We start from the raw sequence: 18089 nt of genomic DNA, 5'->3' as shown, positions 1-18089 counted from the left end.
CAATAATTTTAGTGTAAAAATATTGAAATTATTGTTTGATAAATAGTAATAAAATAATAAATTCGATTGGTTTCAGGAGGAAATAGATTATGAGCAATATGGATGAAGAAAGAGACGACATTGTAATATTGGTAGGAGAAGACGGAGAAGAAGTGGAGTTTGAACATATCGATACCATTGAGATGAACGGAAATGAATATGTAGTTCTTCTGCCGGTGGAAGACCAGGAGAATGAAGAAGCTGATGAAGTGGTTATCCTCAAGGTCGACCACGGTGATGACGGAGAGGATTCCTTCGTAACTGTTGATGATGAAGATGAATTAAATAATGTATTCGAGGAATTTAAAACAAGAATGGAAGAAGAATACGACTTCGAGGAATAAGCTTGCCAACAGGCCTCCAAATGGGTGAATATGCATCGTTTGGAGGTTTTTAGTTATATATTGGATCACAAAACTCAATTCTATTAAAAAATTTCCATACAAAATTAAAACAGACTACATGCAAAATAAGTATTATGTACCTTATCTATAATTTGATATATTTTTAACAGGTTTATTGAATAATTCAACTTTATTTGTTATAATATTAACGAATATTGTTAATATTATAACAATTTAAATTAATACATTTTTTAGAGGGGGTCAAAATTAATGAGTGCAAATGAGTGCTGCTGCGGATGTGCAGACGAAACCAGCTTGAAACTCACAGAAATCATTGCAAAATACAAAGAGACCAGAGGTGCTCTTATCCCTGTTTTGCACGAAGCTCAAGAGGTATACGGCTATCTGCCGGAGAAGGTATTGAAAACAATCTCCGACGAATTGAACGTACCGCTTGCTGAGATTTACGGTGTTGTAACTTTCTATACTCAATTCTCATTAAATCCAAAAGGACGTTTTAAAATCAATGTTTGTATGGGTACTGCCTGCTACGTGAAAGGTTCGGGGGACATTCTTGAAAAGTTCAGGGAGAAACTCGGCATAGACGTAGGACAATGCACTGAAGATGGGAAATTCTCATTGGATGCATGCAGGTGTATTGGTGCCTGCGGTCTTGCTCCTGTAATCATGATTAATGACGATGTCCATGGAAGACTGGTTCCTGACGATGTAGCCGGGATACTGGAACAATATAAAGACTTATAAAACCGGAGCTACATATGAGAGACTTATCACTTCATATTCTTGATATAGTACAAAATTCTATAAAGGCAAAAGCATCAGAAATCTCAATAATATTAAAACACGAATACATTTCATTACTTGGTAAAAATATTCTGAAACTCATAATAACAGACAATGGCACAGGAATGGAGTACGAACTGCTGAACAGGGTTGAAGATCCTTTTATGACAACACGGACTTCCCGCAAAGTAGGACTGGGAATACCGCTGTTAAAGGAATCTGCCTTAAAATGTGACGGTGAATTCAAATTAAGTTCTCAAAAGGATGCAGGAACGGAGATTACAGCCGCCTTTCCAATTGACCACATCGACAGGCTTCCTGTGGGTGATGTGGGTGAGACCATGATTACCTTGATATCATCAAATCCGGAAATACGCTTCATGTTGTTTTTGGAAGGTGAAAAGGGAAGCTTCGGGCTGGATACCCGGGAGGTTGCTGAATCACTTAAGGGTGTGATTATTACGGAATATGCAGTTATAAACTGGTTGAAAGAGTATATTGATGACGGCATAAAAAATATTTTCGGAGGTGTACTTAATGAAGTCAATTGCTGAATTGGATGAGATCAGAAGGAAAACACTTGAACAGATCTCGCTCAGATCAAATGAAAATGGTCTGAGGGTTATTGTCGGAATGGCTACCTGCGGTATTGCAGCGGGTGCAAGACCGGTGATGAAAGCTTTTATGGAAGAGATAAACAAAAGAAAGCTGCAAAATATTACCGTATCTATGACGGGGTGTATAGGTGCATGCCGGCTTGAACCCATAGTGGATATTATTGACAGCGAGGGAAATAAGACTACCTATGTGAAAATGACTGCTGAAAAGGCTGAAAGAGTTGTATTGGAGCACATTGTAAACGGCAAGGTATGTTCTGAGCTTACTATTGGAGCTGAAGAGTCCAAAAAATAATTATGGAGGTTGAAATTATGCAATTATATAGAGCACATGTGCTGGTCTGTGCAGGTACGGGGTGTACTTCCTCCAACTCCTTGAAAATCATGGAGGAAATGGAGACCCTGCTCAAGGATAACAGCCTGGAAAGTGAGATAAAAATTGTCAAGACAGGCTGCTTCGGTCTGTGTGCCGAAGGTCCCATCGTTGTGGTGTATCCTGAAGGCGCCATGTACACCAGGGTTGGAGTTGCAGATGTCAAAGATATAGTTGAAGAGCATCTGCTCAAGGGCAGGATTGTCAAGAGATTGCTTGCAGGGGAAAAGGAAGCGGAGGATATTTCAAAAGCACTTGAAAGTGTTGATTTCTTTAAGAGGCAGCACCGCATAGCACTGAGGAACTGCGGGCGTATAAATCCTGAAAATATCGATGAATACATAGCTTTCGACGGATACAGGGCGCTTGAAAAGGTATTGACCGGAATGACTCCCAAGGCGGTCATTGACACCATAAAAAGATCAGGTTTGCGCGGAAGAGGGGGCGGAGGCTTTCCGACGGGTATAAAGTGGGAATTTGCCGCAAAGCAGGTCTCGGATCAGAAGTATGTCTGTTGTAACGCCGACGAAGGCGATCCCGGCGCATTCATGGACAGAAGCGTACTTGAGGGGGACCCTCATTCGCTCATAGAAGCCATGTCAATTGCAGGATATGCCATAGGCGCAACTGAGGGCTTCATATACGTCAGAGCGGAATATCCCATAGCTGTAAAAAGACTGCAAATAGCCATCGGACAGGCAAAAGAATACGGAATACTTGGGGACAACGTACTCGGTACCGGCCATAAGTTTGATCTTGAAATAAGACTTGGAGCGGGAGCTTTTGTTTGCGGTGAGGAAACCGCATTGATGACTTCCATTGAAGGGCACAGAGGGGAACCGAGGCCAAGACCTCCTTTTCCTGCTGTTAAGGGATTGTGGCAGAAACCTACCATACTTAACAATGTGGAAACCTATGCGAACATTCCTGTAATAATTCTTGAAGGCGCCGAATGGTTTGCAAGCATCGGAACGGAAAAGAGCAAGGGGACAAAGGTTTTTGCACTGGGCGGAAAAATCAACAATACCGGTCTTGTGGAAGTTCCGATGGGAACTACCCTGAGAGAGGTTGTTTATGATATAGGAGGAGGTATTCCAAAGGGCAAAAAGTTTAAAGCTGCCCAGACAGGAGGACCTTCGGGCGGATGTATCCCCGTATCCCATCTGGATACACCCATAGACTATGATTCTCTGATAGCTCTTGGTTCAATGATGGGCTCCGGGGGTCTTATAGTTATGGATGAAGACAACTGTATGGTTGACATAGCTAAATTCTTCCTCGAGTTCACTGTGGACGAGTCCTGCGGTAAATGTCCGCCTTGCAGGATAGGTACAAAGCGCATGCATGAAATACTTGAAAGAATAACCGAAGGAAAAGGTGAGGACGGCGATATTGAAAAGCTTGAGCTTCTGGCTAAAAATATCAAGGCTTCGGCACTTTGCGGTCTGGGACAGACTGCTCCAAACCCCATACTGAGCACTTTGAAATATTTCAGAGATGAGTATGAAGCCCATGTGTATCAGAAGAAATGTCCTTCCGGGGTTTGCAAATCCATGCTGCAATACACCATAGACGCCGCCAGATGCAAGAGCTGCGGTCTGTGTACAAAAGTCTGTCCAATGAACTGCATAAGCGGAGAAAAGAAGGTTCCGTATGTGATAGACCAGAGCAAATGCGCAAAATGCGGTGCTTGTATGGAAAAATGTCCATTCAAGGCCATAGCGAAAATATGAGGGGAGGAGAGTGCGATATGTCAATGGTTAATATAACAATAGACGGCAAAAAACTGCAGGTTGAAAAGGATATGACTATTTTAGAGGCAGCGAGGCAGGCCAACATTAAAATACCAACACTTTGCTTCCTGAAGGACATTAACGAAATAGGCGCATGCAGGATGTGCGTCGTTGAAATAAAGGGGGCAAGGGCACTTCAGGCAGCATGTGTTTATCCTGTGGCCGAGGGACTTGAAATATACACCCAGAGTCCAAATGTAAGAGAAGCAAGAAAAGTAACCCTGGAATTGATTTTATCCAATCATGACAAGAAGTGTCTCACCTGTGTCAGAAACAGGAACTGTGAGCTTCAGACCCTGTCGGAGGAATTGAATATCAACGAACTTAGATTTGAGGGCGAGAGCACGGATATGCCTCTGGACAATTTTTCACCTTCAATAGTAAGAGATCCCAATAAATGCATACTTTGCAGACGTTGTGTAAGCGTGTGCAGGAATGTTCAGACCGTATCGGTCATAAGTGCTGCCGAAAGGGGTTTCAAGTCGGTCATTTCCTGTGCTTTTGACAAATCCCTGGCTGATGTGCCCTGCACCATGTGCGGACAATGTATAAGTGTCTGTCCCGTAGGTGCCTTGAAGGAAAGGGATGATACCGGCAGAGTCTGGGAGGCGCTGGCAGATCCCGAACTCCATGTGGTGGTTCAGACTGCTCCTGCCGTAAGGGTGGCAATTGGAGAAGAATTCGGTTTGCCCATCGGCTCCAGAGTCACTGGGAAAATGGTTTCGGCGTTGAGCCGTCTGGGCTTTGCAAAGGTCTTTGACACCGATACAGCTGCCGATCTCACAATCATGGAGGAAGGCACCGAACTGCTGAACAGGATCAGGAACGGGGGAAAACTTCCGGTCATAACTTCCTGCAGCCCCGGATGGATCAAATTCTGCGAGCACAATTATCCTGAATTTCTGGATAACCTGTCCTCCTGCAAATCGCCCCATGAAATGTTTGGAGCTGTTCTGAAAACCTATTATGCAGAAAAAACGGGTATTGATCCCGCTAAAATATTTGTTGTTTCAATCATGCCGTGTACCGCAAAGAAGTTCGAGGCTCAAAGGCCGGAATTGTCGGCGGCAGGCTTTGCTGATGTAGATGTTGTACTCACTACCAGAGAGCTTGCAAAAATGATAAAGGAAGCGGGAATAGACTTTAACAGTCTGGAAGACGGCCAGTTTGATGATCCCATGGGTGAAGCAACAGGTGCAGGGGTTATTTTCGGAGCCACCGGCGGCGTAATGGAAGCAGCCCTGCGTACAGTGGCCGAAATCGTATCGGGAAAATCCTTTGATCTTGTGGAGTATGCTGCTGTCAGGGGAATTGAAGGCATCAAGGAAGCTACCATAGAGATAGGCGGCATGAAGGTGAGAGCCGCCGTTGCAAATGGTCTGGGCAATGCGAGAAAGCTGCTGGACAGTATCAAGGCAGGAGAGGCACAGTATGATTTTGTTGAGATCATGGCTTGCCCCGGCGGATGTGTCAATGGCGGCGGACAGCCCATCCAGCCTTCATCTGTCAGAAGCTGGACCGACCTCAGAGCTGAAAGGGCGAAGGCAATATACAGGGAGGATGAGAGCCTCACCATTAGAAAGTCCCATGAGAACCCAATCGTACAGGAAATGTATGAAAAATACTTCGGTGAGCCCGGAAGCCATAAGGCCCATAAGGTACTGCACACACACTATGTACGGAGAGAAAATTATCCTGAAATGACAAATAAATAATTAACTTATTGGTTATTATAAGTCCTGAGTTTCAATTTGATGAATTGAAGCCCGGGACTTATTTTTTGTCAATAAAAATTTTTACACAAACTTTACACCAGTATAATTTGAAATCATAACAAGCCGGTTATTCTGTAATTAAAGAATATAATATTGCACAGGAGCGATGACATATGCCTAGTATAGCTGCTCATTATTATTTCGGACAGGAAATATTAAAAAAGATAAATAGGGATAATTCTGAAATAGGTGAATTTATTCATAATTACAGGGCTGTATTCAATCTGGGCTTGCAGGGACCCGATCTGTTATTTTATTATAAGCCGTATATGAATAACAAAATAAATGTACTGGGGGAGGAGATCCATTTCCGGCCTGCCAGAGACCTGGTTGACAGTGCAGCTGTAAATATCAGACAGGAAAAAAGCAATGCCGCACTTGGGTATCTGATGGGGCTGGCCTGCCACTTTGTACTGGACAGCGGCCTGCACGGGGAAATAACCCAATATGCCCCTGATATAAGAGAGCATCTTCTGCTGGAAGCCGAGATGGACAGGCAAATCATTGAAGGGAATTACAGCAGCAAGCCTCACGCTTTTAACAGATATCAGCTGGTGAAATCAACCAATAAAAAATGGGATTTTCTGAAACTGGTCTATCCGCAAATTGAAGCCAGGCATTTAAAAGAGTGTGTGAACAGTATGGGCTTCTATCTGATGATATTGTTTTGCAGGTGGGATATCAAGAAAAAGTTGCTTGTGTTTGCAGAAGGCCTTTCGGGCAAAAAAGGTCCTTTCACCGCTCTGATAGTGGACAGCAAGGAAAACAAGCATTTTCAGCCATATGCCAAAAAATTGTGCTGTGATATGAAGGACATGGTTTCAGATGGTTTACTTGCGGTTGAGAATATATATGAAACCACAAGGTACAATGCACCGTTGAATTGTATGTTCAACCGGAATTTCGGATGACAAATCAAAAGAATAAAAGTTCATGCTGCCGGTATTGCTGAAAAGCTTACCGGCTTTTTTATATCCAAATGGCCGTATCCTGCCGGTGCAAAAAATAGTCCATATTTTATTTGTGAAATCTGAATATAATTGCTGTTCAATTCGGGATACAATAAAGACAAATCAACAAATGAACAGGGGGAAACAGAATGAAATACGGAAAGAAGCTATTGACAATGAGTCTGGCGGTTATGATGTCCATGGCATTTGTTCTGACAGGCTGCGGAGAAGAAAAGCCTGCCGAAAGCGGCAGCAGTACTTCAACGGATACGACTTCGGCTCCAAAGAAAAATGTTACATTGAGTATTGTTATGGCAAAGGGCTGGGAAAAGCCTGCAATGCATGAACTGTTCCAGAAGTATACCGACAAGACAGGCGTACAATTTGATGTTCAGGTATTGCCTGATGACAAAGCCTCTGAAATCATTAAAACCAAATTTGCAACAAATGAGTTCCCGGATATTATGGTTAATTCAGCGTCGGTACTGGAACTGAACTATATGATGCCTGAACAAAAGCTGGTGGACCTCACCAATGAACCATGGGTGGACAAGCTCATCAATAAGGAAGATTTTATGGCTGAGGGCAAGGTGTGGGGACTTCCGCTCTGGGGTCAGGATTTATGGGGCTTTGCAGTTAATACCGAGGTATTCCAGAAATACAATATTCCCATTCCGACCAGTAAAGATGAGCTGTTGAAAGCCTTTGACACTTTAAAGCAAAACAATATACAGCCATTGTATCTGGGAAGCAAAGATCCCTGGATGGTAGGGCAGATGACCAGCGGTTCGCTGTGGGCGGCCATACAGAAAGATCCCGAACTTCCGAAAAAGCTGGAGACCAATCAGGCAAAATACTCTGAAATACCGGGTTTTGTAAGCTGTCTTGCAGATTTGAAAAGCTTTAACGACAAGGGCTATCTCGGACCGAATACCATGGCAAACACCTGGGACGGACAGTTTGCAGCTTTTGCCGAGGGCAAGGCGGGCGTAGGTGTAGGATTGACTTCCTGGGTTAATGAAATTGAGAAAAAATATCCGGGAACAGCTGATAAAATAGAGTTTATTCCGTTTTATATAGGGGATAACACAACAATCTTTGCAGGAACAAGCGGACAGTGGTATATACCTAAAACAGGCAAAAATGTTGATATTGTAAAGGATTTCTTTAATTTTGCCGCAGAGCAGGATAATTTAAATGCATATTACAGCAATTTGCAGTCCATATCTCCCTTCAAGGATGTTAAGGCACAAATTCCAAGTGCCGCACAAAAGCTTTCAGACAAAATCAACAGCGGGGAATATTTGACTCACCGTTCACACAATTCATTGGTGAAGGGGCAGGACTATGACGGTCTTTGCAAGCTGGGACAGGAAGTTATCATAGGTGGAAAAACACCTGAAGCTGCTGCAAAGGAATACGATACCATGAGGGCAAAAATTGCAAAATCCATTGGATTGGAAGGGTTTTAACAAGTCAGAGATTGTTTAGGATTTTCACACGGGGATAAGGTCAATGGATTTTACGGTACCTGTAAAATTGTCGGCTTTATCCCCGATGTTCAATAACGTATATTTTTCAGAGCATCAGGAAATTGAGGTGTATGACAATGAATATGAAAAAGACTTATCCCAACTATTTTTGGATAGTACCTTTTGCCATTTACACAATTCTTTTTATTTTACCGGGCCTTTTGGGGCTCATATATTCCTTTACCAACTGGACTATTTATTCCTCTACCAAGTCTTTTGCTGGACTGGAGAATTACACCAACCTGTTGAATGACAGTTTATTCAAAACAGGTTTAAAAAATACTCTGCTTTTTGCGCTTATCACTACCGTGTTTAAAAATGTATTTGGTTTTGCGCTGGCTCTTGCGCTCAATACAAAGCTTAAGACCAAAAATCTGCTCAGGACGGTTTACTTTCTGCCCATGGTTTTAAGTACCCTTATAGTGGGTATTATTTTCAAATCTATTTTTATGCCCGATACCGGGCTGCTTAATGTATTTTTCTCATTTTTCAGCACAAACCTTTCGTCTACCGATTGGCTGGGGAATCCCGCATATGCCATGTGGATGGTAATACTTGTTGAAATATGGAGGGGTACGGGTTATTGCATGGTAATCTTTTTAGCCGGACTTCAGGTAATTTCAAAGGATTACTATGAGTCTGCAACAATTGACGGAGCAAACAACTGGCAGCAGTTTAAAAGTATCACTCTGCCGATGATGATACCTTCATTAAATGTAAATATTCTGCTCAGTATTATTAACGGGCTTAAGGTTTTTGATATTGTCATTGCACTTACCGGAGGAGGCCCAGGCCTTTCCACTGAAGTGCTTAGTACGGGGATTTACAAATATATGGGCAACGGGGCACTTGCTACCGGAGGTGCGGCCAATATAGTACTTACACTGTTTGTTGTAGCTGTATTTGCAGTCATCAACGGTGTGTTCTCAAAACTGGAGGTGGAAAGATGAACAGGCAAAAACGCTTTTTTCAAGGTTTGGCACTGGTGGGGCTTTGGGCACTGAGTCTGTTGATTTTACTGCCTTTGCTGCTGGTGGTCATAAATTCCTTCAAGTCGTCGGCCGAAGCAGATGCCATGAATCTGCTGCTGCCTAAAAGCTTTATGGTGGAAAACTTTAAAACGGTTTTGACAACGGGCTCGGTGTTCCGCTCTCTCATGAACAGCGCTTTAATTACCGGAGCAGCAGTGCTTTTGTCCGTGATCCTGGGTTCAATGGCCGCATTTGTATTCAACCGCAGGCGTTCCTCACTGAACCGGACTGTCTATAACTATTTCCTGCTGGGCCTTGTCATTCCGGTACAGATAATCACCCTGATAGAGATATTGAAATATTTCCATATGATGAATAGTTATCAGGGCATTATTTTAGTTTATGTGGCAATATTCACGCCTTTGACGATTTTTCTCACCTACGGCGCGGTGTCGTCCATTCCCCGGGAACTGGATGAAGCTGCAATCGTGGATGGCTGCGGGGCACTGAGGCTGTTCTTTAAAATACTTTTTCCTTTGCTGACACCGGTGATTATCACTTCCTGTATCACGCAGTTTATGTTTATCTGGAATGATTTCCAGTACCCTTTGTACCTGCTTTCAGATACTAAGAAATGGACGCTTGTACTGGGGATTTACGGGTTTATAGGCCAATATTCCTCTGACTGGAATCTGGTTTGCGCACATATACTGATGTCGAGCCTGCCTGTTGTAATCATCTATTTGTCGGGACAAAAATATATTATTTCAGGAATGGTTTCAGGTGCGGTGAAAGGCTGACAGATGCAAAGCTGTTACAGGCATACGATTGGATATATAAGTATTACTGCTGGTATAATTGTGTATGATAATATAAATATCTGTCGGATTCGGAGGTTTGGGCTTTGCTGAAAAATGTAAGTTATCTTACGAAACTGCTGTTGGCATATTCTACAATAATAGGTCTTTTGTTTCTGATATTCATAAGTATTTATTATGAGGTTCAGGTCAAAAATTTGAAAAAATCCTCCCAGGATAATTTGATTCAGATGACTTCCAGGGTTTCGGACCAGTTTAAGGGAGTGCTGGACGAAATGAGCCGTATATCGCGCGGGGTTGCCATCAGCAGTGAAGTCCAGGCTGCAATGAATGAAATTGCCCAGGATAATGCACCGGAAAATTATTTTTATTTCCATCCCCAGGGAAAAAGCAGGATACAGGATGTTATTATCGGTCTTAACGGTACGTATTTCAATAACCGGAGTTTTAACGTAATATCAAAGAACTACGACTATGTGGGCGTGGACATTTATAACGGTGTAACACTGGACAAGAAAGCTCTTTCACGGATTACCTGGATCCGTTACGTACTTGAAAACAATATAAGCAAATATATTTCACCTGTCTCTGAGGATATGTACGGAAGATCCCGGAATGAAACCTTTTCCTTCGTACGGCTGATTCAAAATGAATATAAAACCTATGGAGTAATTGATGTTCAGTTTGAAAAAACCTACCTGGATAAAATATTTACCATGGAGCTGTCGGGCTATCCGGTGCATACGGTAGTGGTGAAGGACGACAATACAATGTTTTATTCAACCGGCGGTGCCCCGGCCGGAGCTATGGAACCGCTGGTCCGGAATTGTGAGGTGGGGCCGGGCAGCCAGACCATACAGTCAATGTCCCTGGACGGGAAAAAGTATATCGTTTGCTCCACTTTGCTCAATGATTATGATATGAAGCTTTATTTACTGGTCAATACCGAGCATTATCTGGCTTCTGTCAACAATACAACTACGGTTTTTGTAATATGTGCCGTTACCATCCTTGCAGCCTTGCTGCTGATTGTCTACGGGGTGACGCAAAGCCTTTACAAGCCCATCCGACAACTGCGTGACAATGTGAGCCGCATTGATTATGCCACTATTTCGGTGGATTTGCAGGTAGCCGATACCAACAATGAGGTAACCCAGCTCACCCATGCTTTTGAAAAAATGCTGGAGGATATACGGCATGCGACAGGGGAATTGATGCAGCTCCGCACCAGGGAAATCCAGGCTTATTATAAAATGCTCCAGGCTCAGATAAATCCTCACTTTATGCACAATATCCTGGCGGTTATCGGAATGATGGGCAGGCAAAAAAATGCGCCTGAGATCATGGACATGTGTTCTGCTCTTACCAGAATGCTGAGCTACTCTACAGATACGACCCAGTCAACCGTGACCATACAGCAGGAGCTGGAACATGTGTCCAATTATCTGAAATTAATGAAATACAGGTATCTTGATTATCTTGAGTACACACTGGAGATTGATGAATGCTTAAAACAGGTGACTATTCCCAAATTTGTACTCCAGCCCATTGCCGAAAACTGCTTTCAGCACAGCCTGCAGGATGCTGAACCTCCATACAGGATCATAATCAGGGGAAGTATTGATGAAAATGGCTGGAATATCGCCATAGAGGATAATGGAAGGGGTTTTACAGAAGGTGCCATTGCCCGGTTAAAGGAACAATTTGAGACGGTAAACCGTGAAATTGACGAGGGAATGTTTTCCTCCGATTTCCAGATCGGCGGACTGGCTCTTATAAACACATACGGCAGATTACGCCTGTATTCAAATGGGAAGATACGGCTTGATTTAAGCAATACCCCAGACGGAGGATCCAGAGTGGTAATTTCATTTGAGGGAGAGTGATAACTATGTCAAGACTGCTTATTGTTGAAGACGAACCGGCTATTCAGAACGGGATTATGGCTATGATCCCGGACCTGAATCTTCCCTTGCAGATTGTGGGGGCCTGCTTCAACGGAAAAAGCGCGCTGGAAAGTCTGGAAACACTTAAACCCGATATTGTGCTTACCGATATAAAAATGCCGGGTATGAACGGTCTGGAGCTGATTCAAAAGTCCCGTGAAGTTATGCCGTCCATAGAATATATTATTCTAAGCGGGTATAGTGATTTTGAGTATGTAAGGACGGCCATGCAGTACGGTGTCAATGATTATATATTGAAGCCTTTTACCTATCAGGAATTCCGGGAGGTAATGAAAAAGGTATGCGAAAAAGTTGAAAATAAAAAAATGTACAATTACAGGCGGTATATACAGGAACTGTTGTTTAATAATCATCCTGAGAAAAATAAAGAAGCGGAGGTACCTGGAAAATACTGCTGCCATTATCTGGCGCTCCTGTGCCTGGGAGCCTTTTCGGTGCGTTCGGTGGATTTTATAACACCTGACTATACAGTTTGGAATGCGCCGGAAATCGAAAAGCGGATCAATGATAAAATGGGACAGAGCGGACAATGCTGTGTCCTTGATGCCAAGGTGACCAATGAGAAGATTGTTTTCATCTCTGTCACCGATGAGAGCGTAATGCATGTAAAAAGGTTTGTCAATGAGGCAAGCAATTATGCAAAGGAACTGGATATGCCGCTGACAATTGCCCTGAGCAACCCTTTTGAAGATATTGAACAGCTCAATAAAATCCATCATGAGGCCAGAATAAATCTCAGCAACCGTATCGTGCTTGGGAAAAGCAGTGTGATCATACCAGAGGATACCGCACCGATTGAAAATTATGTTGCTATCAACAGCCAGCAGCGTAAAAGCATCCATGAATTGCTGGGCAACGAAAACCTTGCCGGTGTGATAGATCAGTTTTTGCTGCTGGCCGAAGAATGGAAGAAAGCCAGGCTGCCGCAAGTGATCTGCGAATTCAGCGCCAAATATCTGGTTTCTGAAATATATAACCGGTATGATTTTCTTCAGAAGTTGTATCTGCTGGAGGATTTGCTTTCAAAGGTGGAACAGGTTGTTTGTTCATCGGCCGGCTTCGGGGATTTCAAGGAAGGCATTGCAGGCCTTATGCGGGATATTGAGGAAGATGTGGTGAGATCCAAGGTGAATCTTAATGTGCATGAAGTGGTTGAACGGATTTACCAGTATATATGCCAGCATTATACCGAGGCTGTTTCTTTTGAACAGTTGTCAAGAAAATTCGGATACCATGCAAGTTATATTTCAAACACTTTTACAGGAATCAAGGGGATATCCCCAATGAAACTGATGACCAATCTACGGATCGCAAAGGCAAGGGAAATGCTTGCGGATTCCAAATGGCCCCTGAAGGAAATTGCCGCAATGACGGGCTACAATGATGTGAACTATTTCAGCAGGATATTTAAAGAGGTGGTGGGGGTAAGCCCCAAGCAGTACAGAAAAAATATACGACAGGGGGATGTTGATAAAATATGAGTATTTTTTTTGGAGTGGATTATTATCCTGAACATTGGCCCAGGGAGCGTTGGGAAACAGATGCCTCCATGATGCGGGAGATGGGACTGCAGGTGGCCCGGCTGGGAGAGTTCTCCTGGGCCAGGTTTGAACCCCGCATGGGCGAATTTCATTTTGAGTGGCTGGATGAAGCAATTGAGATCCTCGGAAAAAACGGGATCAGCACTGTACTTGGTACACCCACGGCGGCACCGCCTGCCTGGATAATCGAACAAAATCCTGAAATACTTCCGGTGGATTCCGACGGCCTGGTAAAAAGCTTCGGAGGCAGGCATCATGACTGCCAGAGCAATCCGGCCTACAGGGAGCATGTCGGCCGCCTTGTAACTGCCATGGCCGGGCACTATAGGGACAATCCGGATGTAATTGGCTGGCAGATTGACAATGAGCTGGGAAACAGCCATGAGAACCTGTGCATGTGTGATTCCTGCAAGGCGCATTTTCAGCAGTGGCTGAAAAAGAAATATAAAAATGTTGAAACACTGAACAGGGAATGGGGAACCTGTTTCTGGAGCCAGGACTATGACAAATTCGAGCAGGTACCGGTTCCCAGAAAGACACCCACAGCCCATAATCCTTCTCTTTTACTGGACTGGAAGCGCTTTTGCTCGGATTTGATAGTGGATTTCCAGGATTTCCAGGTAGATATTATCAGGGAAATATGTCCACACCATTTTATAACCCATAATATGATGGGCTTATATGATAAAACCAATTATTTCGATTTGGGCAGGAACCTTGATTTTGCCTCAAACGACCAGTACCCTACAGGATATTATTTTGAAAGCGGAGAAGGACAGCCGGATTTTGAGATTTCGGCATGTCTGGATTTCATCAGGGGAGTAAAGAAGAAGAATTTCTGGATGATGGAACTGGAAGCAGGCCCTACCGGCGGTGCCATTATAGGCAGAACGCCGCGTCCCGGCCAGCTCAGACTGTGGACCATGCACTGTGTGGCGCACGGAGCCGATACCATAGTCTACTTCAGGTGGAGAACCTGTACTGTGGGAACCGAGCAGTACTGGCATGGGATTTTGCCTCACAGTGGTATTCCGGGCAGACGGTATGAGGAATTAAAAAAGACTATTGCAGAAATGGTTCCTGTCATGGAGGATATCCATGGAGTGGTAACAAAAGCCCAGGTGGCTGTCCTCTTTTCCTATGATCAGGACTGGGCCTTTCAAATACAGCCTCATCACCCTGAACTTAGTTATGTTGACCAGATAAAAAAATATTATGACGGGTTTTACAAACGCAATGTTCTCATGGATTTTATAAGCGAAAAGGATGATTTTTCAGCTTACAGGTTGGTGATAGCACCACTGCAGATTCTCATGACACCTGAGTTGGAGGAAAAATTTGAAAATTATGTGTCCAACGGCGGAAATCTAGTGCTTACAATGCGGACAGGCGTAAAGAACATCAACAGTGTATGTGAGCTGGACAGGGAACTGCCGGGGAATTTGGGCAGGCTTAGCGGCCTTGTCATAAGGGATTATGACTGCCTTCTGGATATGGAGGTTGAAGTTGAATGGAAAAATGGCAGAGAGAGGGGAAAAGCCCGGAAATGGTGTGACATTGTCACGCTGAAAGGGGCGGAAGTGCTTGCGGAGTATAAGGAAGAATTCTATAAGGATACCCCTGCCATTACTGTAAACGGTTTTGGCAAAGGCAAAGCTTTCTACATTGCCACAGAGCCGGATGGACCTCTGATGGACAGACTGGCGGATTATCTGATATCGGAGCTGTCCCTTCCAAACTGGGGCGCTTCACCCGATGGTGTGGAGCTCACTGTAAGGAACGGCAGAAAAAACGACTATATGTTTGCCATAAATCATACGAATAAGGCCCAAAGCCTTAAAATAGATCAGACCTGGAGGCCGGTCTCACCGGGTTGTCAGGGCATGGTCAGAGAGTACGGGGTAGAAATTTTTGCCCGGGCAGCCAGGGAGGATAAGAATGGACAATAAACTGCAGCAGATTTTAAAGAACCGTCAGGACAATTATATTTTTCCGTTTTTCTGGCAGCACGGGGAGGCTCCGGAGGTCCTTCTGGAGGAAATGAAGCGCATCCGTGAAAGCAATATTTCAGCTGTATGTGTGGAATCAAGGCCTCACCCGGATTTTGCCGGAGAGCACTGGTGGCGTGACATGGATCTCATTATGGAGGAGGCGCGCACCAATAATATGCAGGTATGGCTTCTGGATGACGACAGTTTTCCAACCGGCCATGCCAATGGAGTATTCTCAGGTGCCCATAAGAATTTGGCCAATCTTTTTCTGACAGAGTGGCATGCCGATGTGAACGGCCCCCTGGAAAAGAGTGCCATGCTGGTGGACGCCGTGCTTGGAGAAGGCGATGAACTCATAGCTGTAACGGCTTACCCCCGGACCAGCCCGGATACGGGGGATATTGATCTCAGGCAGGGTGTGGAGCTGACGGCGCAGGTGCGCAACGGATGGCTTCGCTGGGATGTACCCCGGGGGTTATGGAGGGTGTTTATAATATACGCCACCCACCATGGCGACGGAAAGAGGGATTATTTTAACATACTGGATTCACAATCGGTGGGCGTACTGATTGATCAGGTATACAGGCCCCATTACGAAAGGTACCGTGAGGATTTCGGCAAAACCTTTATGGGCTTTTTTTCCGACGAGCAGGAATTTGGCAATTTGCCGGGCTATGATTTTCAGGCACGGCTGGGAAAAGGCATGAAATTTATCCCCTGGAGCGGGGAACTGAGAGAGAGATTGAAGAAACGCTGGAAGGACGATTTCTCTATCTTTCTTGCGGCGCTGTGGTTTTATGCGGGACAGGCTACCGGTAAAATCCGGTATGCCTATATGGATGAAGTGACCCTTCAACTGGAGGCCGCATTTTCAAAGCAGATTCACCAGTGGTGCAGCCAGCGCGGCGTTTCACATATCGGACATATTATAGAGGACGACAATTCCCATGGAAGGCTGGGCTGCAGCACGGGACATTATTTTAGAAGTATTTCGGGAATGGGCATGGCCGGGATTGATGTGGTGCTGCTGCAGATCATGCCCGGGCTCACCCAGACCGTCCACCAATGGGTGGCGTCCGACAGGGACGGGGAATTCTTTCATTTCGGACTGGCAAAAATGGGCAGCTCCCTGGCCCACATAGATGCAAAAAAAGAAGGAAGGGCCATGTGTGAGATTTTTGGAGCATACGGCTGGCAGGAAGGCGTTTCCCTTATGAAATGGCTGGCTGATCACATGCTGTGCCGGGGCATCAACCACTTTGTTCCCCACGCTTTTTCTCCCAAGGCTTTTCCGGACCCCGACTGCCCGCCGCATTTTTATGCCGGGGGGAATCATCCGCAATACTGGCACTTTGGGGAACTGATGGCATATATGAACCGCATGAGCCATTTGCTTTCGGGAGGACGTTATCTGGCCGAAGTTGCGGTGCTGTACCATGCCGATGCCGAATGGGCGGGCGGTGCCATGCTGTTTCAGAAGCCCCTCAGAGCATTGATGGAGCATCAGATAGAATGTGATGTTGTTCCCAATGACCTGTTTGCAGAGCCTGAAAAATATGGTATGAAATTTGATACCCTGCTCCATGCGGGTACACAGGCCTACCGCGCTCTGGTGATTCCGTACTGTGAATATATTCCGCAGGCGGCGGCGCGTTTTGCAGGTGAGGCGGTACAAAATGGGTATCCCGTATTCCTGCTGGAGGGTGTGCCCCGGGCTGTTTGCGAGGACATACCCGATGAGGCTGAAGTTTTGAAGAAGCTGGCCGCCGTCCCGGTGGTTTCACTTGAAACGCTTGCCGGAATGGTGCAGGAAGCTATAGGGCCTGCAATAGAGACTGACGGAGTTTATCCCGATCTGCGTACCTATTCCTACCGGAATGACAGCGGGATTTGCATATACTTTTTCAATGAGAATACGGTAAATGCTGTAGATACTGTTGTAACAGCTGCATTTCAGGAATGTACGGGAAAGGTTCTGAGGCTTGACGGGTGGAAGAACAGGATATATACACTGTGCGAGGGAATTTCTGGAGGAAAGACATCTTTCCGGCTGCAACTGGCACCGGGGGAAGCAGCTGTTATCATTTTAACGGATGAAGCCCCGTATGCACCGCCCTTTACACCCGGAGACAGCTGTGAAAAACTGCAGGGTGCATGGAAGGTATTCTGTGCAGACGTGAGTGAATATCCTGATTTCAAGTGGCTGTGCGACATCGGGGAAGAGGAAGTTTTTCCGGATTTAACCGATTGGGCGGCCGAAGGTAAGTTCAACGGCATGGTGCGCTATGAAACTGTTTTGATTGAGAAGGCAGGGCCAAGGCAGGCTGTTCTTGCACTTGAGGGACTGCCGGATGCCGTGGAGGTTTTTGTCAACAGAAAGTCCTGTGGCAGGCGCATTGGTACTCCCTATGATTTCGAGCTGGTTCTGGAGCAGGGTGAAAATGTGATTGCAATTGAACTTTCAACTACACCGGTATGGCGGGCGGGAGATGCGTGGTCGGCTCTTGCGGTGCTGCCGCCCTTCGGGTTGCGGTCGCGGCCGCAGCTAAGGGTATAGGCCCGGCTTTACATTGG

The 18089-nt window shown here is 45.0% G+C and carries 14 protein-coding genes; all 14 read left to right on the top strand.

Annotated features, from left to right (window positions below; translation table 11 throughout):
• Positions 1-89: 89 nt before the first annotated feature.
• The 14 genes from CTER_RS23605 to CTER_RS23540 all read left to right on the top strand — a co-directional run bounded on the left by CTER_RS23605 (position 90) and on the right by CTER_RS23540 (position 18072).
• Positions 90-383, top strand: a complete 294-nt coding sequence (locus tag CTER_RS23605) for a DUF1292 domain-containing protein (RefSeq protein WP_004630156.1) — start codon at positions 90-92, stop codon at positions 381-383.
• 270 nt (positions 384-653) lie between these two features.
• Positions 654-1148, top strand: a complete 495-nt coding sequence (gene nuoE, locus CTER_RS23600) for an NADH-quinone oxidoreductase subunit NuoE (RefSeq protein WP_004629590.1) — start codon at positions 654-656, stop codon at positions 1146-1148.
• A gap of 14 nt (positions 1149-1162) precedes the next feature.
• Entirely contained in the window at positions 1163-1741 is a 579-nt protein-coding gene (locus CTER_RS23595) for an ATP-binding protein (protein ID WP_004630121.1), read from the top strand.
• On the top strand, positions 1725-2099 hold the full coding sequence (locus CTER_RS23590) for a (2Fe-2S) ferredoxin domain-containing protein (protein WP_004629751.1): 375 nt from the start codon (positions 1725-1727) through the stop codon (positions 2097-2099). The genes CTER_RS23595 and CTER_RS23590 overlap by 17 nt, the downstream gene beginning before the upstream one ends.
• Positions 2100-2116: 17 nt before the next feature.
• Positions 2117-3910, top strand: a complete 1794-nt coding sequence (locus CTER_RS23585; protein ID WP_004629704.1) for an NADH-quinone oxidoreductase subunit NuoF — start codon at positions 2117-2119, stop codon at positions 3908-3910.
• Positions 3911-3927: 17 nt separating this feature from the next.
• On the top strand, positions 3928-5685 hold the full coding sequence (locus CTER_RS23580; RefSeq protein ID WP_004630049.1) for an NADH-dependent [FeFe] hydrogenase, group A6: 1758 nt from the start codon (positions 3928-3930) through the stop codon (positions 5683-5685).
• 173 nt (positions 5686-5858) lie between these two features.
• On the top strand, positions 5859-6656 hold the full coding sequence (locus tag CTER_RS23575) for a zinc dependent phospholipase C family protein (protein ID WP_004629924.1): 798 nt from the start codon (positions 5859-5861) through the stop codon (positions 6654-6656).
• Between the two features lie 188 nt (positions 6657-6844).
• Positions 6845-8167, top strand: a complete 1323-nt coding sequence (locus CTER_RS23570; RefSeq protein WP_004630149.1) for an ABC transporter substrate-binding protein — start codon at positions 6845-6847, stop codon at positions 8165-8167.
• 137 nt (positions 8168-8304) lie between these two features.
• Complete coding sequence (locus CTER_RS23565) at positions 8305-9177, top strand: carbohydrate ABC transporter permease (protein WP_004629716.1); 873 nt, start codon at positions 8305-8307, stop codon at positions 9175-9177.
• Positions 9174-9998 (top strand): carbohydrate ABC transporter permease, encoded by an 825-nt coding sequence (locus CTER_RS23560; RefSeq protein WP_004629903.1) that lies wholly within the window; start codon positions 9174-9176, stop codon positions 9996-9998. Before CTER_RS23565 ends, CTER_RS23560 begins: the two co-directional genes overlap by 4 nt.
• Before the next feature lie 104 nt (positions 9999-10102).
• Positions 10103-11902: a sensor histidine kinase gene (locus CTER_RS23555; protein WP_004629781.1), complete on the top strand. Its 1800-nt coding sequence runs from the start codon at positions 10103-10105 to the stop codon at positions 11900-11902.
• A gap of 5 nt (positions 11903-11907) precedes the next feature.
• Entirely contained in the window at positions 11908-13464 is a 1557-nt protein-coding gene (locus CTER_RS23550) for a response regulator transcription factor (RefSeq protein WP_004630252.1), read from the top strand.
• Entirely contained in the window at positions 13461-15473 is a 2013-nt protein-coding gene (locus CTER_RS23545) for a beta-galactosidase (protein WP_004629945.1), read from the top strand. Before CTER_RS23550 ends, CTER_RS23545 begins: the two co-directional genes overlap by 4 nt.
• The gene (locus CTER_RS23540; RefSeq protein ID WP_004629879.1) at positions 15463-18072 is read left to right on the top strand and encodes a glycosyl hydrolase family 2 protein; all 2610 of its coding nucleotides are present in this window, start codon (positions 15463-15465) and stop codon (positions 18070-18072) included. The genes CTER_RS23545 and CTER_RS23540 overlap by 11 nt, the downstream gene beginning before the upstream one ends.
• Positions 18073-18089 lie beyond the last annotated feature (17 nt).

The organism is Ruminiclostridium cellobioparum subsp. termitidis CT1112 (assembly GCF_000350485.1).
GTDB classification, from domain to species: Bacteria; Bacillota; Clostridia; order Acetivibrionales; family DSM-1351; genus Ruminiclostridium; species Ruminiclostridium termitidis.
This window is presented reverse-complemented; position numbering and strand designations above follow the sequence as displayed.